The organism is Brevundimonas sp. 01N35, from assembly GCF_056399785.1.
In genome coordinates this window covers 23,358-44,631 of record NZ_JBFTRZ010000007.1, presented here as the reverse complement: position 1 = coordinate 44,631, position 21,274 = coordinate 23,358, and the positions used below count along the sequence as shown (strand labels likewise).

Genomic DNA, 21,274 nt, shown 5'->3' with positions numbered 1-21,274 from the left:
ACCTGAAAATGCTCCTCCTTCCCCCGGACGGGGAGGGAGGAGTAAGGTCACGCTTCCTGATTCCGACCCGGGGAGGGGCGCATGGCCAAACTGCTTTCAAACTTCAGAACGACTTTCCTGCTCAGCATCCTGCTGGCGGGCGTCATGATCTTCGCCTTCGGCCGTATCGCGCCAGGCGGTTTCGACATGAGCTTCTGGCAGGCGAGCGCCCGCTGGGTCCACGTCGTGGCGGGCATCCTGTGGATCGGCCTGCTCTACTATTTCAACTTCGTGCAGATCCGGGTCATGCCGTCGATCCCGGCCGAGCTGAAGCCCGCCGTCGGCAAGTACATCGCCCCTGAAGCCCTGTTCTGGTTCCGCTGGTCGGCCCTGGTGACGGTGCTGGCGGGTCTGACCGTCATGTTCCTGCGCGGCCACGCCTATGCTCACGAAGTGCTGAGCTTCGGCCTGGCCGGAGGTCTTAAGGCGGGCGACCAGCAGTTCACCCTGATGGGGATCGGCGTCTGGCTGGCCATCGTCATGTTCCTGAACGTCTGGGGCGTGATCTGGCCGAACCAGAAGCGCGCCCTGGGCATCGTCGTCGTTGACGATGACAAGAAGGCCAAGGCCGCGCGGATCGCCATGCTGGGCAGCCGCACCAACCTGCTGCTGTCGCTGCCGATGCTGACCTCGATGGCCATGTATCAGACCCTGTTCGGCTGAGGTTTGCACCCCAGACCCTTGAGGTATGGGCCGCAATGGCCGATGGCCTTGCGGGATGACTGTTGATCTCGACTCCCAGGTCCGCGCCGCCGACCCCGACCGCTGGCTGTCCAGCCGGTTCGTGGCCGACGAACAGGCGCGCGCGGACTTGATCTCTTTCTACGCCTTCGAGGCGGAGCTTCTGGCCATTCCCACCCGCGTCACCCAGCCCATGCTGGCCGAGATGCGCTACACATGGTGGGCCGAGCAGATGGAGGGCGTCTTCGCCCATGCCCCGCGCGTCGGCCATCCCGTGCTGGAGGCCCTGACCGCCGCCGTCGCCCGTCACGGGCTGGTCCGCGGGCCCTTCGACGCCCTGATCGAGGCTCACATCGGCCGGGTGCATGGCGAGCCGCATGACCTGGACGCCTTCTACATCGCTCCGATGCAGGTCGCGGTGCGGATGCTGGCGGGCGAGGGGCACGAGGCAGCTGTCGAGGCGGCGGGGCGTCTGTGGGCTCTGTCGCAGACCGGTCGGGCGGACGAGGCGAGGGCGCTGCGCTCAGCCGCCAATAAGGCGCTTCGGAACCTGCCCGCGGCGGCTTTCCCGGCAACGGCCCACGCCGCCCTGGCGGGCTTCGACCACCCGGAACCGGTGAAGCGCCTTCGGCTGCTGTGGGCGGTCCTGCGCGGCCGCGTCTAGTCGCAGAGACCGCCGATCAGGCGAGCCAGCAGGGCGTTCAGGGTTTTCTGTTCATCGAGCGAGAGCGGCGAGAGGATGTCGCGCGCTGTTTCCTCATGGCGGGGCATGATGGATTCGATCAGGTCGAACCCCTTGTCGGTCAGCCGGACCAGGGTGGCGCGGCGGTCGGTGGGGTGGGGGCGGCGTTCGACCAGACCGGCCTTTTCAAGGCGGTCGATGCGGGCCGTCATGCCGCCGGACGACATCATCGCCGCCTCGAACAGGGCGGTCGGCGTCAGGCCCTCAGCCGCGCCCGAGCGGCGCAGGGTCGCCAGGGCGTCGAACTCTCCATGCTGCAGGCCGTAGCGGGCGAACAGGGGCGTCTGGCGCTCGCGCACCACCAGTTGCGAGGCCTCGTTCAGCCGGCCCAGCACCTGCATCGGCAGCATGTCGAGGTCGGGGCGTTGGACGGCCCATTGGGCGGCGGCGCGAGAGGCTCTGTCGGACATAGGTTATCTTGACGTCGAGATACTTGAGGTCGAGAGAGTAGCGCGATTGCCCAGTGGAGTCCTCTGTCATGACCGCACGGTCCGAAGCCGAACCGGCGCGCGGCGCGTCCCTGCTGCTGCTGGCGGCCATTTTCGCTCTGGCGCTGAACCTGCGCCCGGCGATGGCGGCGGTCGGGCCGCTGCTGGACCTGATCGAGGGCGCGACGGGGATGGATTCCACCGCCGCCAGCCTGCTGACGACCTTACCAGTGCTGATGATCGGTCTCGGCGCCCTGTCGATCCGGCCCCTGCGTCGGCGGCTGGGCGAGCGGCGCGGCATCCTGTTGGGCGCGCTGCTGATTGGCGGGGCCTGTCTGATCCGGGCGGCGCTGAAGGACACGGCGGGCCTGATCGCCAGCGCGGCGGTCGTCGGCGTCGGCGTGGCGCTGATCCAGGCCCTGGCGCCGGTCGTGATCAAGCGGGCCTTCCCGACGCGGTTCGGCACGGTGATGGCGCTCTACACTACGGGCATCATGGGCGGAGCGGCCATTGCGGCGGCCACGGCGGCGGGCTTGGCCGAGGCGGTCGGCTGGGCCGGGACGCTGGCGCTGTGGAGCGTGCCTGCCTGCGTCGCGGCGGTCGTCTGGCTGCTGGCCGCGCGTGATCCGGCGGCGGAGGAGCCCGACCGGCGCGCCGTGGTCGAGGTGGTCCATCCTGAAATCCCCTTCTGGCGTCAGGGGCGGGCGTGGAGCCTGATCCTGATCATGGGGCTGGGGACCTCGGCCTATACGCTGGTGCTGGCCTGGCTGCCGCCCTTCTACGTCGATCTGGGGCAGGCGAGGGCGACGGCGGGCTATTTGCTCAGCGGCATGACCGGCGCCGAGGTGGCGGCGGGCATCCTGGTGTCGCTGCTGATCGGACGTTTCCCCGACCGGCGCGGGCCGATCTTGGCGGCGCTGGTTCTGGCCCTGATCGGTCTGGCGGGGTTGGTGCTGGCGCCGGTCGGCTTGGCCGTTCCGGTCGTCATGGCCCTGGGTCTGGGCGTGGGGGCTGTCTTCCCCCTGACCCTGATCCTGGCGATGGATCAGATCGACGACCCGGCGCGATCCGGCGACCTGCTCGCCTTCGTCCAGGGCGGCGGCTACATCATCGCCAGCCTGTCGCCGCTGGCCGCCGGCCTGCTGCGCGACCACATGGCCGACCTGACCGGGGCCTGGGTCCTGATGGGCGTCGGCGTGGTCGGGCTGGGCGTGATGGTTCTGGGGTTCCGGCCGGGCCTGCCCAAGCTGCGCTGAGGCGACCCGGCCCTAAGGCTTAACCCGCGTCGCGCCAGGCTTTCAGCGCGGCCATGGCGCGGATGCTCTGCAGGCGCTTCTTGGCGCGGCCGCGATCCTTGGGATTGATGCGCTTGCCGTCCTCGTCGACCTTGGGGGCTTCCAGCGGCGGCAGCAGGCCGTAGTTGATGTTCATCGGCTGGAATTTGGAGCCTTCCAGATGGCCGCCGGTGATGTGCTCGACCAGGGCGCCCATGGCGGTTTCCGGCGGCGGGGCCGACAGGTCGCGGCCGAGGGCTTGGGCGGCGGCCAGGCGGCCGGTCAGCAGGCCCATGGCGGCGCTTTCGACATAGCCTTCGACCCCCGTCACCTGGCCGGCGAAGCGCAGGCGCGGCATGGATTTCATGCGCAGTTGGTTGTCCAGCAGTTGCGGGCTGTTGAGATAGGTGTTGCGGTGCAGGCCGCCGAGGCGCGCGAACTGGGCGTTCTGCAGGCCGGGGATCATGCGGAAGGTCTCGGCCTGGGCGCCGTGCTTCAGCTTGGTCTGGAAGCCGACCATGTTGAACAGGGTGCCGAGCGCATTGTCCTGACGCAGCTGGACGATGGCGTGGGCCTTGACCGTCGGGTTGCGCGGATTGGTCAGGCCGACGGGCTTCATCGGGCCGTGGCGCAGGGTTTCGCGGCCGCGCTCGGCCATGACCTCGATGGGCAGACAGCCGTCGAAATAGGGAACGTTCTCCCACTCTTTGAACTCAGCCTTGGGACCGTCGATCAGGGCGTCGATGAAGGCCTCGTACTGGGCCTTGTCCATCGGGCAGTTGACGTAGGCGGCGGCGTCGCCGCCCGGGCCTTCCTTGTCATAGCGCGACTGACGCCAGGCGATGTCGAAGTCGATCGAGTCAGCGTGAATGATCGGGGCGATGGCGTCGAAGAAGCTGAGGCTTTCCTCGCCCGTCAGCTTGAGGATGGCCTCGGCCAGCGCGGGCGAGGTCAGCGGGCCGGTGGCGACGATGACGTTGTCCCAGTCTTCCGGCGGCAGGCCGGCGATTTCCTCGCGCACGATGGTGACCAGAGGGTGGGCTTCCAGCCGCGCGGTGACGGCTTGCGAGAAGCCGTCGCGGTCGACGGCCAGGGCGCCGCCCGCCGGGACCTGATGATCGCCGGCCGCGGCCATGATGATCGAGCCCAACTCGCGCATTTCCTGATGCAGCAGGCCGACGGCGTTGAACTCCCAGTCGTCGGAGCGGAAGGAGTTGGAGCAGACCAGTTCAGCCAGGCCGTCGGTGTGGTGGGCGTCGGTTTTCACGCCCGGCACGCCGCGCATTTCATGCAGGATGACGGGCACGCCGGCCTGGGCGATCTGCCAGGCGGCTTCGGAGCCGGCGAGGCCGCCGCCGATGACGTGAATGGGTTTGGTGGAGGGCGCTACGTTCGACATGGCGGCCTTCTAGCCGTCCCAAGGCCTTCCGTCAGCCTGTCATCGCATCCTTGGCCCCGGGGGAGCGGGCGCGTATGGTCTGGCTTGCGGCGAAGGTTCGGAGGGACCAGTCATGACCACGGCGTTTTCAATCGGCGAGGCCTTGGGCTCCGGCTTCAGGCTGACACGGCGCCAGCCGCTGCGGGTCTGGGCGTGGGGCGTGGTGCTGGCCGCCCCGTCGCTGATGTTCGGCGCCCTGATGCTGCGGCTGTTCGGCGCGATCTCCGTGGAAGAACTGGCGGCGGAGGAGCCGCCCGCCACGCTGATCGCCCAGATGGTGCAGTTTCAGGCGTGGTCGGGCCTGGCCAACGTCCTGCAGGCCCTGATCTGGGTGGTCGTGGCGGCAGCGATTTTCCGAGCCGTGCTGTTTCCCGAAAGAAGCGTTCGTTTCGCCGGTTTGAAGGTCGGCATGGACGAAGTGCGCATAGCCGTCGTCGGCCTGGGCATGATCGTCGCCTTCTACGCCGCCGCCATTGTCGTGGGGCTGATCGCCTTCGCGGTCGGCGCTGCGCTGTGGTTCGTGTCGGAAGCGGCGGCGGTGACGCTGGGACTGTTGGTGGCCGTGGCGGCGGGGCTGGCCATATGGGGCGTGATGCTGCGGGCGTCGCTGATCATGCCGGCCAGCGTGGCGCTGGGCGATTTCGCCTTTGTGCCGGGCTGGAAGCTGACCAAGGGACAGGTGCTGAGGTTGCTGGGAATGAGCCTGGCGATCATCGTGGTCGTGATCGCGATCGAGCTGGCGCTGCTGATGGCGGCCGCCGTCGTTCTGTTCCTGGCGGCGGGCGTCAATGTCTTCAGTCTGGCCGCGATGCTGGAGCAGGGGCCGCCGCCCGACATCGATTGGGGCGCTCTCGTCGGTTGGGGGCTGGCGGCCTTCGTGCCCCTGTCGTGGCTGCAGGGATTTCTGATAACGGTCATGGTCGCCCCCTATGCCGAGGCCTGCCGTTGGCTGTTGGCGCAGGGGCCGCAGGACGAACCGGGCCCGGTTGCGCTAGAGCCAAATCGGTCCTGACGTACGCAGCCAGTCAGAATCCAGAAAATGCTCTAGGCTGACCGGGAATCGAGGACGATCGCATGACTTTTCCTGCCACCAATTGCGCTTTTGAGGGCTTCCGGATGACCCGGCGCGCGCCACAGGCCCTGCTGGCCTGGGCGCTGGCCTACGCGGTCTTCTTCATCCTGTTCTTCCTGGTCGCCGGACCTCATCTGGTGACGATGATGTCGCTGATGAAAGAACTCGAAGGGAAGGCCAATCCCTCCATCGAGGAAATGCAGCCGTTGATGCAGGCTTACGGCGTCATGTTCGCCTGGGGCGTGCCCCTGGCCATCCTGCTGGGGGCGGTGCTGAACACCGCCATCGCCCGCTCGGTGATCCGACCCGAGGACAAGCGGTTCGGCTATCTCCGGGTGGGCAAGGACGAACTGCGGGTCCTGGCCGTCAATCTGATCGTGGCCGTGATCACGGGCTTGACCGCCATGGCGGCGTTCGTCGTGGTCAGCGTGGCCGCTGGCCTCGCCATGACCGTCCCCGCTCTTTGGCTGGCGGTGATTCTCTTGTCCCTGGCCGCCGTGGCGCTAATCGTCTGGCTGTCAGTGCGGCTCAGCCTGGCCGTGCCGATCACCTTCGCCGAGCGGCGGATTGCGGTGAAGGAGTCCTTCGCACTGACGCGTGGCGTTTTCTGGCCGATCCTGGGCATGGGCATCATCGCCTGGATCATGGCGGTCCTGGTCGCCGTGCTGGGCTCGGCCGTGGCGGCGCCGCTCAGTCTGCTGGTCGGCGGCATGGACCGTCTGGCCGGGCTGGAAGGCGCCGGCATCGCGGAAATGCTGCGCGTGGCCGGGCCGGCGCTGGCCGTGTCGCTGGTGGTCAACGCCATCCTGTCGGCGGCGCAGATCGCCATCATGTACGCGCCGTTCTCGGCCGCCTACCTGCACCTTAAGGACGCGCCCCGCGTTTGACGGCCCGCGTCTTAGACGCCTGACCGATCCGGTCAGGCGTTCTTGCGGACGCGGGCCGGTTTGGCGGGCGCTTTCGCGGCCTCGGGCAGGGCGGCGACGCGCGCCTTGCGACGCTCTTCGTGGCGATCCAGCACTTCCTTCAGATATTTGCCGGTCCAGCTGGCGGCGTTGTCGGCCACCTGTTCAGGCGTGCCGACAGCGACGATCTCGCCGCCTCCGTCGCCGCCCTCGGGACCGAAGTCCAGCAGGTAGTCGGCGACCTTGATGACATCCAGATTGTGCTCGATCACGACGATGGTGTTGCCGCTGTCGACCAGTTCCTGAAGCACCTCCAGCAGCTTGCGCGTGTCCTCGAAATGCAGGCCGGTCGTCGGCTCGTCGAGGATGTAGAGGGTCTTGCCCGTGGCGCGCTTGGCCAGTTCCTTGGACAGCTTCACGCGCTGCGCCTCGCCGCCCGACAGGGTGGTGGCGGACTGGCCGACCTTGACGTAGCCGAGGCCGACGCGGGCCAGGGTCAGCATCTTGTCGCGGATCGGCGGCACGGCCTTGAAGAAGGAGGCGGCCTCTTCAACCGTCATGTCCAGAACGTCGGATATGCTCTTGCCCTTGAAGACAATTTCCAGCGTTTCGCGGTTGTAGCGTTTGCCCTTGCAGACGTCGCAGGTGACATAGACGTCGGGCAGGAAATGCATCTCGATCTTGATCAGGCCGTCGCCCTGACAGGCCTCGCAGCGGCCGCCCTTGACGTTGAAGCTGAACCGGCCGGGACCATAGCCGCGCGCCTTGGACTCCGGCAGGCCGGCATACCAGTCGCGGATCGGGCCAAAGGCGCCGGTATAGGTGGCGGGGTTTGAACGCGGGGTGCGACCGATAGGCGACTGGTCGATGTCGATGACCTTGTCGAACAACTCCAGCCCTTCGATCCGGTCGAAGTTGGCGGGGGCGTCTGAGGCGTTGTGCAGGCGGCGCGCGGCGGCCTTGTACAGGGTCTCGATGGTGAAGGTGGACTTGCCGCCGCCGGACACGCCGGTGACGCAGGTGAACAGACCGACGGGGATCTCGCCGGTGACGTTCTTCAGGTTATTGCCGGTGGCGCCGCTGATCTTCAGCATCCGCTTGCGGTCGACGGGACGGCGACCCTCGGGCGGCAGTTCGATCTCGCGCGCGCCGGTCAGGTACTGGCCGGTCAGGGAGTTGGGGTTGGCCATGACCTCGGCGGGCGTGCCCTGGGCGCAGATCTCGCCGCCGTGGACGCCGGCGGCCGGACCCATGTCGATGACATAGTCGGCGGTCATGATCGCCTCCTCGTCATGCTCGACCACCAGGACCGAGTTGCCGAGATCGCGCAGGCCCCGGAGGCTTTCCAGCAGACGGGTGTTGTCGCGCTGGTGCAGACCGATGGACGGTTCGTCCAGCACATAGAGGACGCCGGTCAGGCCCGAGCCGATCTGCGAGGCCAGACGGATGCGCTGGCTCTCGCCACCCGACAGGGTGCCGGAACTGCGCGACAGGCTGAGGTAGTCGAGGCCGACATTGTTCAGGAAGCGCAGCCGGTCGGTGATCTCCTTGAGGATGCGGCGGCCGATTTCCTTCTGCTTGTCGGTCAGGTGCTCTTCCAGCGTCGAGAACCACAGATAGGCCTTGGAGATGGACAGCCAACTGACGTCGGCGATGTCGGCCCCGCCGATCTTGACGGCCAGGGCCTCGGGTTTCAGCCGCTTGCCGCCGCAGACTTCGCACGGGGTTTCGGACTGATAGCGGCCCAGTTCCTCGCGGACCCAGGCGCTGTCGGTCTCGCGCCAGCGGCGTTCCAGGTTGGGCAGCACGCCTTCAAAGGCTTTGGAGACCTCGTATTTACGGGCGTTGTCGTCATAGACGAACTTGATCTTCTCGCCGCCCGAGCCTTGCAAGATGACCTTCTGGGCCTGTTCCGGCAGGTCGCGCCAGGCCTTGTCCATCGAGAAGTCGTAGTGCTGGGCCAGCGACTGCAGGGTCTGGGTGTAGAGCGGCGAGGGGCCGCGCGCCCAGGGGGCGACGGCGCCCTTGTGCAGGGTCTTGTCGCGGTCCGGGATCACCAGATCGGCGTCGAAGGCCAGCTTGACCCCCAGGCCGTCGCAGGTCGGGCAGGCGCCGAAGGGGTTGTTGAACGAGAACAGCCGGGGCTCGATCTCGCTGATGGTGAAGCCCGACACGGGGCAGGCGAATTTCTCGGAGAAGACGATGCGGCGCGGCTCTTCGCCCTCCGGCGCATTGGCCCATTCGGCGGTGGCGATGCCGTCGGCCAGGTTCAGCGCCGTCTGGATGCTGTCGGCGTAGCGGGGTTCAAGACCTTCTTTTGTTACAATACGATCCACGACGATATCGATGTCGTGCTTGAACTTCTTGTCGAGCGTCGGCGCATCCTCGATGGCGTAGAATTCGCCGTCGATCTTCAGCCGTTGGAAGCCGTTGCGCTGCCACTCGGCCATCTCCTTCTTGTACTCGCCCTTGCGGCCGCGAACGACGGGGGCCAGCAGGAGCAGACGCTCGCCGTCGGGCAGGGCGGTCAGCTTGTCGACCATCTGGCTGACGGTCTGGCTCTCGATCGGCAGGCCGGTGGCGGGCGAATAGGGCACCCCCACGCGGGCCCACAGAAGGCGCATGTAGTCGTGGATCTCGGTGACCGTGCCGACGGTCGAGCGCGGGTTCTTGGAGGTCGTCTTCTGTTCGATGGAGATGGCCGGGGACAGGCCCTCGATCAGGTCCACGTCGGGCTTGCCCATCAGTTCCAAGAACTGGCGCGCATAGGCGCTGAGCGACTCGACATAGCGGCGCTGGCCCTCGGCGTAGATGGTGTCGAACGCCAGCGAGGATTTGCCCGACCCCGACAGCCCGGTCATCACGACCAGCTTCTCGCGCGGGATATCGACGTCCACGCCCTTGAGATTGTGCTCGCGGGCGCCGCGAACGCGGATGAAGTTGTGCTTTTCGGTCATGGGCCCGGAAACGGTAAGCGGGAACGCGGGAGGCCCCAAAACGGTCGGGGCGACGACGCTATATGGGGATCAATTCGCCCGAAACAGCAAGAACAATATGAGAACTTACGTTCAGGATTCGGGCATCCAGGCGGGCTCCGGGCGGCGGTAGCGTTCGCCGGGGCCGACGAGGACGCCTTGGGCGTTGGCGACGCCCAGTTCCAGGCTTTGGGCGATCTGGCGGGCGCGGCTGATGAAATGGTCGGCGGCGACGGGCGGGCAGAGGTCGCGGGCGGTCGCCTCGAAGAGTTCAAGCCAGCGGTCGAAGTGGCGGGCGTCGATGGGCAGGGGCAGGTGTTTGGGCATGGGCCGGCCCTGATAGACGCCGGTGGACAGGGCGACCGAGGACCAAAAGAGCTTCATCTGTTCCAGATGCGGAGCCCAGTCCGAGATGCGCTCGGCAAAGATGGGGCCGATGAAGTCGTCGTCGCGGACGCGGGCGTAGAAGCCTTCGACCAGGGCGTCGATCAGGGCCTCGTCGATGCCGGTCTCGGCGCGGATGCGGTCCACGGCTTCGGCGCGGCGGGCGGCGGCCTCGGTGCGGTCGGGGGCGGGTTTGTCGATGCGGAAGGCGACGGTTCGGTCAGGCGCGGTCATGGGGCCAAGATAGGCGCACGCCGACTGTTCGACCATGGGGGCGGGATCGGGGTGCGGCGCCGCGTCGCAAAAGCGGGACCGGAGAATTGGGGTTGCGCTGCGAAAGATCAGCACCCATCCTTCCTCCAGCCAACGTATTTGACGAGGAGGCACGACGATCATGATCAGCGCTTTGGAAATCGGTTTCGCCCTTTCCGCTCCGCTGCTGGTGCTCGCCCTTGTCCTCGCTCAACCCAAGCCACAACCCGTCCGCATCCGCGCCAAGGCTACCTATCGTGACGCTCAACAGCGTCGCGGCCCGCACGCCTGACGGAAACCCCCTATTCGATAATCTGAGCCTCGCCTTCGGGCGCGAGCGCACGGCCGTCGTGGGCCGCAACGGCGTGGGCAAGACCACGCTGCTGCGGCTTGTCGCCGGCTTGGCCGCGCCCGCAGAGGGGACGGTGGCCCGCGCCGGAACGATCGGCTGGCTGGCCCAGACCTATGAGCCGGCGCCCGGTGAGACCGTGGCTGACACCTTGGGCGTGGCGGGGGCGCTGGCCTTGCTGGCGCGGGTGCTGGCCGGGGACGGCTCGGTCGAGGATATGGCCGAAGCGGACTGGACGCTGGAGGCGCGGCTGGATGAGGCCTTGGCGCAGGTCGGCTTGGCTGGGCTGGCGTTGGATCGGCCCACGAGCGGCCTGAGCGGGGGGGAGCAGACGCGGCTGCGGTTGGCGGGGCTGATGCTGGCGGCGCCGGACCTGATCGTGCTGGACGAGCCGACCAACCAGCTGGACGCCGAGGCGCGGGCCTTGGTGGCCGAGGTCGTGGGGCGCTGGCCGGGCGGGGTGCTGACGGTCAGTCATGACCGGGCGCTGTTGCGGCGCATGGACCGGATCGTGGAGCTGTCGAGGCTGGGCGCGCGGACCTATGGCGGCGGCTGGGACCTCTATGTCGAGCGGCGCGAGGCGGAGCGGGCGGCGGCCGAGCGCGATCTGGAGAGCGCCGAGCGCGAGGTCGGACGCGCCGCGCGCGAGGCGCAGACCGCGCTGGAGAAGAAGGCGCGGCGCGACAGGGCGGGGCGGGCGCATCGGGCGGGGACGTCCGATCCCAAGATCCTGCTCGACGCCAAGGCCCAGCGGGCCGAGGAGTCCGGGGCGCGCGAAGGGCGGCTGGCTGAGCGGCGCCGCGCCGAGGTCGAGGCGCAGCTGACCGAGGCCCGTGAACGGGTCGAGCGGGCGCGATTGTTGTCCGTGCCCATGCCCTCGACGGGGCTGGCGACGGGCAAGACCGTGCTGGCGCTGGACGGCGTGGAATGGCGCAGTCCCGAGGGGCGGTTGATTGTCGGGTCGGTGTCGCTGCGGCTGACGGGGCCGGAGCGGGTGGCGATCACCGGGCCGAACGGGGCGGGCAAGACGACGCTGCTGAAGCTGATCTCGGGCGAACTGGAGCCGACAGCGGGGTGGGTCGAGCGGCCGGTGACGGCGGCCTTGCTGGATCAGGTGGCGGCGATCCTGAAGCCGGAGGAGACCCTGATCGAGGCCTGGCGGCGGCTGAATCCGGAAGGGACGCCGAACGAGGCCCATGCGGCGCTGGCGCGGTTCCTGTTCAGGAATACGGCGGCGCACCGGACGGTCGGGACGCTGTCAGGCGGTGAGCGACTGAGGGCGGCGCTGGCCTGTGTGATGACCGGAGCGCGGCCGCCGCAACTGCTGATCCTGGATGAGCCGACCAATCATCTGGACCTGGATTCCATCGCCGCCATCGAGGCGGCGCTGAAGGCCTATGACGGGGCGCTGGTGGTGGTCAGCCACGATCGGGACTTTCTGGGTAATGTGGGCGTGGGCCGGGAGGTTCGGCTGGAGCGGGCGGATTGCACGGTGCGGTGAAAAAAACAGTGCAATTGGTGCAATGCGCGGACTTCAGGGGGGCTAGATTGACCCCGTTCATCCCGGCGGACGCCGGGACCCAGTGAGATCGCCGAGCGCCGCACTTTCCATTGATCCCGGCGGCTGGAAGCCAAAGCGCTGGATCCCGGCGTCCGCCGGGATGAGCGGAGTGTGAGGGGCGGTTCGCTATAATCGACGTGTCAAAGACCGTCCCTAGTGTGGCGCACGGCGTGACCAAGGCGAGCGAAACGTTTCGAGGCGTTCGCAATCCCTGGAATTCATTGGGATCGGCGCGTCGGATTTGGATGGAAAGTCAGCCCCAGGCCTCGACCACGCCCTGACGGCGGGCGCGGGGGGCGGCGGGGGCCACGGTGACGGGTTCGGCTTCGGGGCGGCCGAACAGCCAGCCCTGGCCATAGCCGACGCCCAGGGCCTGGACCGCCTGGGCGGCGTCCTCGGTTTCGATCATCTCGGCGATGGTGGTCAGGTTCAGCGAGCCGCACAGGTCGACCAGATGGCTGACCATGGTGCGGGCGCGGGCGTCGCCGTCGATCTGGCGCACGAAGCCGCCGTCGATCTTGACCGAGTCGACCGACAGGCCGTGCAGATAGTCGAAGGCGGCGGAACCGGCGCCGAAGTCGTCGATGCAGACCTTGATCCCGGCGTCGCGCAGGGCGCCCAGGCGGCGGTTGGCGGCGGCGATGTCGGCCAGGGCGGCGGTCTCGGTGACTTCGACGATCAGACGGCGGCGGTTGTCGGGCTCGGACGCCGTCATCCGCAGCAGGGCCGCGACATAGGCGTCATTGGCCAGCGAGGCGCCGGAGACATTGATGGCGACCTTGAGCAGTCCCGAGCCGGGTTGGCGAAGGCGGTGGACGATCTTTTCGGCCACGGCCATGTCGAAGCCTTCGATCAGGGCCAGTTCCTCGGCCATGCGGATGGCCGGGGCGGGGCCGCCGGCCTGACCGAAACGCGCCAGAGCCTCGAAATGATGAACGGCCCGCGTCTTCAGATCGACGATGGGCTGATAGAAGAGGGCGAACTCCTTGTCGCGGACGATGCCGCGGAACCGGTCGGCGTCCTTCAGCGTGCGCGACAGCGAGTCGGCGAAGCTGAGTTCCGGCTGGGCGGCGTCGTCCTTGAGGCAGCCCTCGATGGCGAAGCGCATGGCGCGCAGGGCGCACAGGGCGTCGGATCCAACGGCGACTTCGCTGGACCGTGAGGTCAGGTCCAGACCTTCGGCCAGTCCGGCTTCGCGGACTTCGGCCTGGAGGTCGCGGCCGTCGCCGGCTTCCTTGACGAGGGCGTAGCGATTGCCGGTCAGACGCCCCGCGCTGACCCCGTCATGGGACGCCAGTTGCAGCCGGGCGCCGAGGCGGACGGCGACGCGCTCATTGGCGGCGTCATTGGCGGCGGTCAGGCCCTGAACCTCGATGAAGGCGAGGGCCAGCCGTTGCAGAGCCGCGCCGGTCTGGTCGCTCAGACTCTTGCGGGCGTGCTCCATGAAGCCCGCCGCGTCCGCGATTTCCGCTGCGCCGAGCGCAGCGCTCATTTCAAACGCGGCGCCGGCATAGGTGAGGGCGCAGGACACGGCCGGGGCCAGTTCGGGCAGCATGAAGGCGCGGAACACGGCCCGACGGACGCGCCCGTCGCCGCAATCCACCAGCACCTCGAGCGCGTCGCAGCGGCCGCCGGCGCTCAGGGCGCGGGTCGCCTCGGCGACCGCCGGGCGGCTGGCGACGGCGAGCCGGTCGGCCAGCGGCTGGCCGATCCAGGCGGTCGAGGCCTGGCCCGCTATGGGTCCGGCGCCGAGGGCGAAGGTGATCTGACCATCCTTGTCGATCTCGACCAGGGCGTCGGCGGCGGCGAACGCCATTCCAAGAAGACGGGATTTCAGGCTCATGGCCTGTCCTTGCGGCCAAGGCCGTTAAGAAAACGCGGATCGTCCGAAGATTTTTCGAGCCGATCAGGCCTTTCGGTTCAAGGCCACGGCGCGGCCGTCGCCCTCGGTGGCGCGGCCGGAGGCCCCGTAGCCGACGCCCTGGGCGCGGGCGCCGGCGACCTCGGCGGCGATGGTGCGGACCAGGCCCTCGGACACCTGACGGGCGGCGTCGACGGTCAGGGCGTGGTCGGCCAGGACGAGTTCGAACGCCTGGGTCGCCTCGATCAGGGCATTACGGTCGGCGGCGGGGATGACGGACAGGAAGGCGGGCGCCGCCTTGGCCTGGGCCGACTCGCGGCGATAGAGGTTGGCCAGTTCCTGCGTCTCGGCCATGCCCGCCGCGACGTCCTGGGCGCGATGGGCGCGGAAGGCGTCGCGCTCGGCGCCGAGGCGTTCGGTCAGGGCCTGGGTCAGGTTGATCAACTGGCGTGCGCGGAGAGTGGAGGTTTCGACGTCGGCGGTCACGCGGCTTGTTCCTGCATCTTCAGCATCTGGGAGACGACGCTGTCGGCCAGACCGACGCCGCCGGCCTTGACGGTCTGCTTGGCCATGGCGTCGATCAGGAAGCTGCGCCACGTCGCTTCGCCCTCGCCGCCGCCGAAGGGGCCGTCGGTCTGCAGACCCTCGAACATCGGCTTGAGCATCTGCGACAGGAAGCTGGCCTCGAAGGCCTCGGCGGTTTCGCGCATCTGCTCGGGCGACTGGCCGCGCTTGGCGGGCGCGTCGGTCGGGCGCAGCAGGTCGGGGGAGACGGAAAGCGCGTCCATTACATCACCTCGATGTCGGCTTGCAGGGCGCCGGCGGTCTTGATGGCCTGCAGGATGCTGATCATGTCGCGCGGGCTGACGCCGAGGGCGTTCAGGCCGTTGACCAGGGTGGACAGGGAGGTCCCGCCGTTAACGATCCGCATCTGGCGGCCGGTTTCTTCATCGACGCTGACGTTCGACTGGGGGACCACCACGGTCTGACCGCCGCGGCTGAAGGGCTCGGGCTGGCTGACCATCGGGTTTTCCTGAACCGAGACGGTCAGATTGCCCTGGGCGATGGCGACGGTAGAGACGCGAACGGCCTCGCCCATGACGATGACGCCGTTGACCTCGTCGATGATGACCTTGGCCGGGGCGTCGACGCGGACCGGCAGGTTCTCGACCCGGCTGATGAAGCCCGCCATGCCGAGGTTCTGCGGCGAGCGGACGGCGACGACGGTGCCGTTCTCGGCCAGGGCGCTGTTGGGATAGGACTGATTGATCGCGGCGGCGACGCGCTGGGCCGTGGTGAAGTCCGGGTTGCGCAGCGTCAGGCGCACGACGGGCATGGCCGACAGGTCGAAGCCGGTCTCGCGCTCGACCACGCCGCCCGAGGCGATGCGGCCGGCGGTCGGCACCCCGCGCGTGACCGAGGAGCCGGAGCCGCCCGAGGCCGAGACGGCGCCGGTCTGGACCGAACCTTGAGCCACCGCATAGATTTCGCCGTCCGCGCCCTGAAGCGAAGTGACCAGCAGGGTGCCGCCCAGCAGGCTCTTGGCGTCGCCCATGGCCGAGACGCTGACGTCCAGGCGCGAGCCCGGCGTGGCGAAGGGCGGCAGATCGGCGGTGATCATGACCGCCGCGACGTTCTTGGTGTTCAGGTTGGCGCCGCGGATGTTGACGCCCTGGCGTTCCATCATCCCCTCCAGCGACTGGCGGGTGAAGGGCGAGTTGCGCAGGCTGTCGCCCGTGCCGTTCAGGCCGACCACAAGGCCGTAACCGACCAGTTGGTTGGTGCGGACGCCCTCGATGGAGACGATGTCCTTGATTCGCGACTGGGCCTCGGCCGCCGTCGTCGCCGCGGCCAGAATCAGCGCGGCGGAAGCGGAGGCGAGGAGGGCGGTGAGCAACTTCTGCATACGAAAGACGTCCCGTGGAGGCGTTCGCGATTAACCATGCGAAGTTCGTGCCGCCTGAAAAGATGCGTAAATTCAATGCGTGGCTCGTGGGCGCCGATCACCTGGCGGCAGAATCTGCCGGGGCGTTAACCAAGCGGTGACGCTCCTGACCGATGGTCGGGATTGATCGGGAGCATTGATCATGAAGGTCACCGGCCCCTCAGGCCCTACATCGACGCAAGGCCAGCGCCCCGCCCGCGCGGCGGGCGGTTTCAGCCTGCCGGCCGGCGGCGCGGCCTCTGGACCGGCCTCGGCCAACGCGACCTCGTCCGCATCCAGCGTCGCCGGGGTGTCCGCCCTGATGGCGTTGCAGGGGGTGGAGGACGCGACCGAGCGCCGCCGCCGGGCGATTCGACGCGGAGGCGGGCTGCTGGACCGGCTGGACGAGCTGAAATTGGCCCTGCTGAACGGCCAGGACGGCGCGGCGGCCCTGGAACGATTGGCGCGCACCTTGCGCGAAGAGCGGCCGGAGGACGCCGATCCGGGCCTGAAAGGCGTGCTGGATCAGATCGACCTGCGTGCCGCCGTGGAAATGGCCAAGGCGGAAACTGCCCGCGCGGCGGTCTAGAAGCCGCGAGAAACGCAATCGAAATCCCGGTTTCGACCGTCAGGTGAGGACAATTTGCCACACTGACGCGGCGTTAATGAAGCTTAACGATATCACGGACTCGCGAACGCCATTGCCGCGACTCTCGCGCTTGCCTATACGGCCCATGCGCCGCAGGGGGGCGCAGACATATTTGAGCGTGAGTGCGATGAACGCATTAGCGTCTGTGATCGAGGGGGAGTCGGTCGTGTACCGGCCCACCGACGACGAGCCGTTTATGAATGAGCGGCAATTGGCCTATTTCAAGGCCAAGCTTCTGGCGTGGAAGGATGAGATCCTTCGCGAGTCCAAGGGCACCGTGGTCAATCTGAAAGCCGAAACCGAGAACCATCCTGATCTGGTGGACCGGGCCTCGTCGGAATCCGACCGGGCGCTGGAGCTCCGGACCCGCGACCGGCAACGCAAGCTGATCTCCAAGATCGACGATGCGCTGCGCCGGATCGAGGACGGTTCCTACGGCTATTGCGAGGACACCGGGGAACCGATCGGCCTGGGCCGGCTGGAAGCGCGGCCGACGGCGACCCTGTCGGTTGAGGCCCAGGAGCGGCACGAGCGCCGCGAACGGGTCCATCGCGACGACTGATCGCGCCGGATCGCTTCGGATTGGGCGGATCGGCTTGACTTGAGCGGGCGGCGGCGCGACCAAGCCGCCTTCCTATCGAGGTCGTTGATCCCCCATGTCCGTCAAGGTTCGTTTCGCTCCGTCGCCCACGGGTAAGCTGCACGTCGGCAATGTCCGCACGGCTCTGGTCAACTGGCTGTTCGCCAAGGGGCAGGGCGGCTCGTTCGTTCTGCGCATCGACGATACGGATCTGGCCCGTTCCACCCAGGAGTTCGAGGACGGCATCGAGACCGACCTGACCTGGCTGGGCCTGACCTGGGACGAGCGCTACAATCAATCCAAGCGGTTCGACCGCTATGAGGAAGCCGCCGTGCGTCTGAAGGCGGCGGGCCGGCTGTATCCTTGCTACGAAACCTCCGACGAACTGGATCGCCGCCGCAAGGTGCAACTGTCGCGGGGCCTGCCGCCGATCTATGACCGCGCCGCGCTGGAACTGACCGACGCCGAGAAGGCCGCCTATGAGGCCGAGGGCCGTCGCCCGCACTGGCGCTTCAAGCTGGAAGGCAAGCGCGTCGCCTGGGAAGACCTGGCGCGCGGTCACGCCGAGGTGGACACCGCCTCGATGTCGGATCCGGTGCTGATCCGCGAGGACGGCCTGTTCCTCTACACCCTGCCGTCGGTCGTCGACGATATCGACATGGACATCACCCACATCATCCGGGGCGAGGACCACGTCACCAACACCGGCGCGCAGATCGAGATCTTCGAGGCGCTGGACGCCAAGGTTCCCGGCTTCGCCCACATGCCGCTGCTGGTCGGCGCCGACGGCGCGGCCCTGTCCAAGCGTCTGGGTTCGCTGTCGATCAGCGACATGCGCGACCAGGGCTATGAACCGATCGCCATCACCAGCCACCTGGGCAAGATCGGCACCTCGGACAATCTGGAAATCGCGGCTTCGGTCGAGGCTCTGGGCCAGTCGTTCGCCTTCTCCAAGATGGGTCGTTCGCCGGCGCGCTATGACACCGCCGACCTAGACCGTCTGAACGCCCAGGCCCTGCACGGTCTGACCTATGCCGAGGCCCAGCCGCGTCTGGCGGCGCTGGGCGTCGATCTGGGTGAAGGCTTCTGGGAGGCCGTGAAGCCGAACCTGCACAAGTTCGCCGACGTCGCCGACATGGCGAAGATCGTCACCGGCCCGGTCACGCCGGTGATCGAGGATGCCGCCTTCGCCGCCGCGGCGCTGGAGGTCCTGCCCGAGGTCATCGACGCCAACGCCTGGTCGGCGTGGACGGCGGCGGTGAAGGAAAAGACCGGCGCCAAGGGCAAGGGCCTGTTCATGCCCTTGCGGCTGGCCCTGACCGGACAGGCGCACGGACCGGACATGGCGGCCATGGCCCCCCTGATCGGGCGCGAGGCCATCGTGCGACGCTTGAAGGGCGATGCGGGCTAACCCAAGCCTCAGTCGGATACAAAAAAGGCCGCCTTCCTGCGAAGGCGGCCTTTTCGTTTTCAGCGCGGAGGCTGGATCAGCCGGCGTTGCAGACGGCCAGAGCCTGCTGATCCAAGGCCTCGCCCTTGTAGCTGAAGGCCGTGACCGGGCCGAGCTTGGCGACTACGCGGCGGCAGGCGCGCGCGGCGGGTTGGCTGGTTCCGCCCGTGGCGGTGCAGGCCGCGCCTTCGCAGCGCCAGGCGGCGCCGTCGACGATGACGCGGCCAGCCGGGGCCTTGGCCGCATCCGCGAGCGTCAGGCTGGTGGCCGGGGCATCGGCGGCGAAGGCAGGCGCGGCGACGAACAGGACGGCGGCGGCGAGAAGAGCACGCATAGGCAAGTCTCCAAAATGGGGCGGGCGCACGGCCCAGCGGCGCCATAGTCCATTTTTTTAGAAAACTGTCAACGCAGCCTTCTGTCGATAACGGATCGGCGTTTAGTGACCCACGATTACTTACCGACGATCATGTTTCAAGTGGGGCGTTTCCTCGGCCATTTTCATGACGGCGACGGCTTCTTCGACCGTGTCGACGCTGATGTAGGCGTCCAGGAAGCTGGCGGGCGTCATGCCTTCTTCGACGCTGTGGCGGATCAGGGCGAAGTAGTTTTCCCAGAAGCCGTTCAGGTTCAGGAAGATGACCGGCTTGGCGTGCAGGTCGAGCCGTTTCCACGACAGCAGCTCGATGGCCTCTTCCAGGGTGCCGATGCCGCCGGGCGCCACGACGAAGACGTCGGATTGATCGTACATCAGCTGCTTGCGTTCGTGCATCGAGGTGACGACCACGGTCTCCACGTCGTCGAACAGGCGTTCGCGGCTGCGAAGGAAGGCCGGCATGATGCCGACGACCCGGCCGCCCGCTTCGTGCGCGGCGCGGGCCGAGGCCCCCATCAGGCCGACGCCGCCGCCGCCGTAGACCAGGCGCCAGCCAGCTTCGGCCGCCGCCTTGCCAAAGGCGCTGGCGGCCTGGACGTACTGCGGATCAGCGCCGTCGGACGAACCGCAGAACAGGCAGACCGAACGGCCGTCGAAAGGAGCGATGTTGGCGGGCGGCAAAGACATGGGGCCTCGATATAGGAAGGGAGACAGGGCGGCGTCGGCCGCGCTATCTGATGCGACAGGCATATCGCTACGCGGGGCAGGATGAAACGTCGGAATGTCATGTTGCAGGCGGCGACCTTGGCGGGAACGCTCGCCGCGGGGCTGCTGCTGACGGCGTGCAGCCCCTCCGAGAAGCGGACGGCGGGCGAGGAAGCGCCGCAGGATGGGGGATGGGTGACGCCGCCTCTCGTCACCGGCGTCGAACGGCGAGCGGATGGTCTGATCGTTCGCGGTCATGCGGCGCAGGGCGCGCGGGTGGTCCTTCGAACGGGTCAGAATGCAGGATTCGCCACCAGCGCCGACCGAGCCGGGCGGTTTGAGATCCGGATGCCGCCGCCGGGCGCCGCCCTGGTTCTGATTCCCGAAATTCAGTCGGGGCAGTCGCGGACGCCAGGGCGTGAGCAGCTTTTGTTGATCGGTGGAGACGCGCCTCTGGCGGCCCTGCTGTCCGACGGCGGGGCCAGTCGCAGGCTGGGTCTTGCGCCGGCCCTTGATGCCGTGGACGGCGACGGCCGTGGCCTGGTCGTGTCGGGGCGCGCTGACCCCGGGGCAAGGGTGACGGTAAGGGCCGCGGGCGTCGCCGTTCAAGTCGTCGCCGGCGACGACGGGCGCTGGACCGCAGGCTTGTCGAGCGCGGGCGACCATCCGCTCAGGCTCGAGATCGGCGACGTCGCGTTCGACTATCCGGGGCCGGCGGCCTCGGCTGACGGCCAGGTCGTGCGCGCGGGCAAGGGGTGGCGACTGACCCGCGCCCTGTCCTCGACAGCGCGGCAGACCAGTTGGTTTCCCGATGCCTGAAGGGGCGGCTGGCGGAGGGTTTACGTTTGATTAACCAAACACGCCGATCAAATGCCCCGTCTTCTTTTTCTTCGAGGACACCCACCATCACCGAATGACTTTAAGCCCGGCGCGAATGCGTCGGGCCTTTTTTTGCGCCGCGCGGGTGCGGGGGTCAGCTTTCCGGGAAGCCGAGCGACGGCTCCATGTCCTCGAAGGTCACGGTCATGCCCCAGCCCTTGGCGGCCGGCGATGCGATGTGGCCGTAACGGATGGACAGTTGCCGCTCGGCGATCTCTTCGCCGTAGCGTTTGACGGCCGCCAGATACAGGGCTGACGCCAGGCCGCTGCGGTCCGCGCCGGATTCGCAGTGAATCAGCAGGGGCTTGGGCGCCTGTTCCATGACGTCGATCAGCCGCCAGGCCTCTTCCTTCGTGATGCCTCGCCGCGCCGACATCCTGAAATCAATATGTTGGATGCCGAGGCGTCGGGCGGCGGCGACTTCGTTCCGATACCAGGCGGCGTGGGGGTTTTCGCCGCGAAGGTTGAGGATGGCGCGGACCCCGTGTTCGCGTTGATAGGCCGCGATGGAGGCGCCTGAAGGCTGGGCCGAGCGATACAGCTCGCCGGCGACGACGGTATGAAAATTGCCCGTGGCCATCAGCACCGCGGCGTAGGCGAGGATAGCGACCAAGCTGGCGCCGACGACGAATCCAACGACCTGCAAGGGACGCTTGAGACGTCCGCCAGTCTTTTGAAGCAGGGTCATGGCTTGAGGTGCGCTCGGATTACGGCGCTTTTCCGAGGGGCGGGATGAGACGGCCAAGTCATGCC

The 21,274-nt window shown here is 67.9% G+C and carries 21 protein-coding genes; 10 read left to right on the top strand and 11 right to left on the bottom strand.

All coding sequences use genetic code 11. The features are described 5' to 3' along the window. Nucleotides 1-81: 81 nt before the first annotated feature. Together AC1DJ5_RS08850 and AC1DJ5_RS08845 are read left to right on the top strand one after the other, a co-directional pair. Nucleotides 82-702, top strand: a complete 621-nt coding sequence (locus AC1DJ5_RS08850; RefSeq protein ID WP_441456209.1) for a hypothetical protein — start codon at nucleotides 82-84, stop codon at nucleotides 700-702. Nucleotides 703-757: 55 nt separating this feature from the next. Next, on the top strand, nucleotides 758-1,384 hold the full coding sequence (locus AC1DJ5_RS08845; protein ID WP_477020348.1) for a squalene/phytoene synthase family protein: 627 nt from the start codon (nucleotides 758-760) through the stop codon (nucleotides 1,382-1,384). On the opposite strand, the gene AC1DJ5_RS08840 is transcribed toward AC1DJ5_RS08845, so the two are convergent. After that, nucleotides 1,381-1,872: a MarR family winged helix-turn-helix transcriptional regulator gene (locus AC1DJ5_RS08840; protein ID WP_477020347.1), complete on the bottom strand. Its 492-nt coding sequence runs from the start codon at nucleotides 1,870-1,872 to the stop codon at nucleotides 1,381-1,383. The two genes, AC1DJ5_RS08845 and AC1DJ5_RS08840, sit on opposite strands and share 4 nt — an antisense overlap. Nucleotides 1,873-1,940: 68 nt before the next feature. Here AC1DJ5_RS08840 and AC1DJ5_RS08835 point away from each other — a divergent pair, with 68 nt between their 5' ends. Further along, a complete protein-coding gene (locus AC1DJ5_RS08835; protein ID WP_477020346.1) occupies nucleotides 1,941-3,146 on the top strand; it encodes an MFS transporter in 1,206 nt (401 codons plus the stop codon). Between the two features lie 19 nt (nucleotides 3,147-3,165). On the opposite strand, the gene trmFO is transcribed toward AC1DJ5_RS08835, so the two are convergent. Then, nucleotides 3,166-4,563: a methylenetetrahydrofolate--tRNA-(uracil(54)-C(5))-methyltransferase (FADH(2)-oxidizing) TrmFO gene (gene trmFO / locus AC1DJ5_RS08830; RefSeq protein WP_477020345.1), complete on the bottom strand. Its 1,398-nt coding sequence runs from the start codon at nucleotides 4,561-4,563 to the stop codon at nucleotides 3,166-3,168. A 112-nt stretch (nucleotides 4,564-4,675) separates the two neighbouring features. Here trmFO and AC1DJ5_RS08825 point away from each other — a divergent pair, with 112 nt between their 5' ends. Together AC1DJ5_RS08825 and AC1DJ5_RS08820 are read left to right on the top strand one after the other, a co-directional pair. Continuing rightward, nucleotides 4,676-5,614, top strand: coding sequence for a hypothetical protein (locus AC1DJ5_RS08825; RefSeq protein WP_477020344.1), 939 nt, complete (start codon nucleotides 4,676-4,678; stop codon nucleotides 5,612-5,614). A gap of 62 nt (nucleotides 5,615-5,676) precedes the next feature. Further along, the gene (locus AC1DJ5_RS08820; RefSeq protein WP_477020343.1) at nucleotides 5,677-6,561 is read left to right on the top strand and encodes a hypothetical protein; all 885 of its coding nucleotides are present in this window, start codon (nucleotides 5,677-5,679) and stop codon (nucleotides 6,559-6,561) included. 32 nt (nucleotides 6,562-6,593) lie between these two features. Here the strand turns inward: AC1DJ5_RS08820 and uvrA are convergent, their stop codons facing one another. Further along, on the bottom strand, nucleotides 6,594-9,536 hold the full coding sequence (gene uvrA, locus AC1DJ5_RS08815; RefSeq protein WP_477020342.1) for an excinuclease ABC subunit UvrA: 2,943 nt from the start codon (nucleotides 9,534-9,536) through the stop codon (nucleotides 6,594-6,596). A gap of 111 nt (nucleotides 9,537-9,647) precedes the next feature. Further along, entirely contained in the window at nucleotides 9,648-10,172 is a 525-nt protein-coding gene (locus AC1DJ5_RS08810) for a group III truncated hemoglobin (RefSeq protein ID WP_477020341.1), read from the bottom strand. 275 nt (nucleotides 10,173-10,447) lie between these two features. Here AC1DJ5_RS08810 and AC1DJ5_RS08805 point away from each other — a divergent pair, with 275 nt between their 5' ends. Beyond that, entirely contained in the window at nucleotides 10,448-12,040 is a 1,593-nt protein-coding gene (locus AC1DJ5_RS08805) for an ABC-F family ATP-binding cassette domain-containing protein (protein ID WP_477020340.1), read from the top strand. Nucleotides 12,041-12,353: 313 nt separating this feature from the next. Here the strand turns inward: AC1DJ5_RS08805 and AC1DJ5_RS08800 are convergent, their stop codons facing one another. From AC1DJ5_RS08800 to AC1DJ5_RS08785, 4 genes are all read right to left on the bottom strand, one after another. Next, nucleotides 12,354-13,943, bottom strand: coding sequence for an EAL domain-containing protein (locus AC1DJ5_RS08800; protein ID WP_477020339.1), 1,590 nt, complete (start codon nucleotides 13,941-13,943; stop codon nucleotides 12,354-12,356). 63 nt (nucleotides 13,944-14,006) lie between these two features. Then, nucleotides 14,007-14,447, bottom strand: coding sequence for a flagellar basal-body protein FlbY (locus tag AC1DJ5_RS08795; RefSeq protein ID WP_477020338.1), 441 nt, complete (start codon nucleotides 14,445-14,447; stop codon nucleotides 14,007-14,009). Further along, complete coding sequence (locus AC1DJ5_RS08790; protein ID WP_477020337.1) at nucleotides 14,444-14,749, bottom strand: rod-binding protein; 306 nt, start codon at nucleotides 14,747-14,749, stop codon at nucleotides 14,444-14,446. Before AC1DJ5_RS08790 ends, AC1DJ5_RS08795 begins: the two co-directional genes overlap by 4 nt. Next, entirely contained in the window at nucleotides 14,749-15,867 is a 1,119-nt protein-coding gene (locus AC1DJ5_RS08785) for a flagellar basal body P-ring protein FlgI (RefSeq protein ID WP_441456196.1), read from the bottom strand. The genes AC1DJ5_RS08790 and AC1DJ5_RS08785 overlap by 1 nt, the downstream gene beginning before the upstream one ends. 181 nt (nucleotides 15,868-16,048) lie before the next feature. Here AC1DJ5_RS08785 and AC1DJ5_RS08780 point away from each other — a divergent pair, with 181 nt between their 5' ends. From AC1DJ5_RS08780 to gltX, 3 genes are all read left to right on the top strand, one after another. Beyond that, on the top strand, nucleotides 16,049-16,474 hold the full coding sequence (locus tag AC1DJ5_RS08780; RefSeq protein ID WP_441456195.1) for a flagellar assembly protein FliX: 426 nt from the start codon (nucleotides 16,049-16,051) through the stop codon (nucleotides 16,472-16,474). 187 nt (nucleotides 16,475-16,661) lie between these two features. Beyond that, complete coding sequence (gene dksA, locus AC1DJ5_RS08775) at nucleotides 16,662-17,096, top strand: RNA polymerase-binding protein DksA (RefSeq protein ID WP_441456243.1); 435 nt, start codon at nucleotides 16,662-16,664, stop codon at nucleotides 17,094-17,096. 94 nt (nucleotides 17,097-17,190) lie between these two features. Beyond that, nucleotides 17,191-18,525 carry a glutamate--tRNA ligase gene (gene gltX / locus AC1DJ5_RS08770; RefSeq protein WP_477020336.1) on the top strand — a complete coding sequence of 445 codons (1,335 nt, stop codon included), beginning with the start codon at nucleotides 17,191-17,193 and terminating at the stop codon, nucleotides 18,523-18,525. Between the two features lie 76 nt (nucleotides 18,526-18,601). Here gltX and AC1DJ5_RS08765 read toward each other — a convergent pair whose 3' ends face one another. Together AC1DJ5_RS08765 and AC1DJ5_RS08760 are read right to left on the bottom strand one after the other, a co-directional pair. Then, nucleotides 18,602-18,898 (bottom strand): DUF8200 family protein, encoded by a 297-nt coding sequence (locus AC1DJ5_RS08765; RefSeq protein WP_441456193.1) that lies wholly within the window; start codon nucleotides 18,896-18,898, stop codon nucleotides 18,602-18,604. 120 nt (nucleotides 18,899-19,018) lie between these two features. Further along, on the bottom strand, nucleotides 19,019-19,624 hold the full coding sequence (locus AC1DJ5_RS08760; RefSeq protein ID WP_441456192.1) for an LOG family protein: 606 nt from the start codon (nucleotides 19,622-19,624) through the stop codon (nucleotides 19,019-19,021). 99 nt (nucleotides 19,625-19,723) lie between these two features. Here AC1DJ5_RS08760 and AC1DJ5_RS08755 point away from each other — a divergent pair, with 99 nt between their 5' ends. Further along, nucleotides 19,724-20,461 (top strand): hypothetical protein, encoded by a 738-nt coding sequence (locus AC1DJ5_RS08755; protein WP_477020335.1) that lies wholly within the window; start codon nucleotides 19,724-19,726, stop codon nucleotides 20,459-20,461. Between the two features lie 154 nt (nucleotides 20,462-20,615). Here AC1DJ5_RS08755 and AC1DJ5_RS08750 read toward each other — a convergent pair whose 3' ends face one another. Further along, nucleotides 20,616-21,209 carry a dual specificity protein phosphatase family protein gene (locus AC1DJ5_RS08750; RefSeq protein ID WP_441456190.1) on the bottom strand — a complete coding sequence of 198 codons (594 nt, stop codon included), beginning with the start codon at nucleotides 21,207-21,209 and terminating at the stop codon, nucleotides 20,616-20,618. Between the last annotated feature and the right edge of the window lie 65 nt (nucleotides 21,210-21,274).

Bases quoted from the DNA above. Each gene is read 5' to 3' on its own strand.
- AC1DJ5_RS08850 (WP_441456209.1), top strand. From the start codon at position 82: ATGGCCAAACTGCTTTCAAACTTCAGAACGACTTTCCTGCTCAGCATC.
- AC1DJ5_RS08845 (WP_477020348.1), top strand. From the start codon at position 758: ATGACTGTTGATCTCGACTCCCAGGTCCGCGCCGCCGACCCCGACCGC.
- AC1DJ5_RS08840 (WP_477020347.1), bottom strand. From the start codon at position 1,872: ATGTCCGACAGAGCCTCTCGCGCCGCCGCCCAATGGGCCGTCCAACGC.
- AC1DJ5_RS08835 (WP_477020346.1), top strand. From the start codon at position 1,941: ATGACCGCACGGTCCGAAGCCGAACCGGCGCGCGGCGCGTCCCTGCTG.
- trmFO (WP_477020345.1), bottom strand. From the start codon at position 4,563: ATGTCGAACGTAGCGCCCTCCACCAAACCCATTCACGTCATCGGCGGC.
- AC1DJ5_RS08825 (WP_477020344.1), top strand. From the start codon at position 4,676: ATGACCACGGCGTTTTCAATCGGCGAGGCCTTGGGCTCCGGCTTCAGG.
- AC1DJ5_RS08820 (WP_477020343.1), top strand. From the start codon at position 5,677: ATGACTTTTCCTGCCACCAATTGCGCTTTTGAGGGCTTCCGGATGACC.
- uvrA (WP_477020342.1), bottom strand. From the start codon at position 9,536: ATGACCGAAAAGCACAACTTCATCCGCGTTCGCGGCGCCCGCGAGCAC.
- AC1DJ5_RS08810 (WP_477020341.1), bottom strand. From the start codon at position 10,172: ATGACCGCGCCTGACCGAACCGTCGCCTTCCGCATCGACAAACCCGCC.
- AC1DJ5_RS08800 (WP_477020339.1), bottom strand. From the start codon at position 13,943: ATGAGCCTGAAATCCCGTCTTCTTGGAATGGCGTTCGCCGCCGCCGAC.
- AC1DJ5_RS08790 (WP_477020337.1), bottom strand. From the start codon at position 14,749: ATGGACGCGCTTTCCGTCTCCCCCGACCTGCTGCGCCCGACCGACGCG.
- AC1DJ5_RS08785 (WP_441456196.1), bottom strand. From the start codon at position 15,867: ATGCAGAAGTTGCTCACCGCCCTCCTCGCCTCCGCTTCCGCCGCGCTG.
- AC1DJ5_RS08780 (WP_441456195.1), top strand. From the start codon at position 16,049: ATGAAGGTCACCGGCCCCTCAGGCCCTACATCGACGCAAGGCCAGCGC.
- dksA (WP_441456243.1), top strand. From the start codon at position 16,662: ATGAACGCATTAGCGTCTGTGATCGAGGGGGAGTCGGTCGTGTACCGG.
- gltX (WP_477020336.1), top strand. From the start codon at position 17,191: ATGTCCGTCAAGGTTCGTTTCGCTCCGTCGCCCACGGGTAAGCTGCAC.
- AC1DJ5_RS08765 (WP_441456193.1), bottom strand. From the start codon at position 18,898: ATGCGTGCTCTTCTCGCCGCCGCCGTCCTGTTCGTCGCCGCGCCTGCC.
- AC1DJ5_RS08760 (WP_441456192.1), bottom strand. From the start codon at position 19,624: ATGTCTTTGCCGCCCGCCAACATCGCTCCTTTCGACGGCCGTTCGGTC.
- AC1DJ5_RS08755 (WP_477020335.1), top strand. From the start codon at position 19,724: ATGTTGCAGGCGGCGACCTTGGCGGGAACGCTCGCCGCGGGGCTGCTG.
- AC1DJ5_RS08750 (WP_441456190.1), bottom strand. From the start codon at position 21,209: ATGACCCTGCTTCAAAAGACTGGCGGACGTCTCAAGCGTCCCTTGCAG.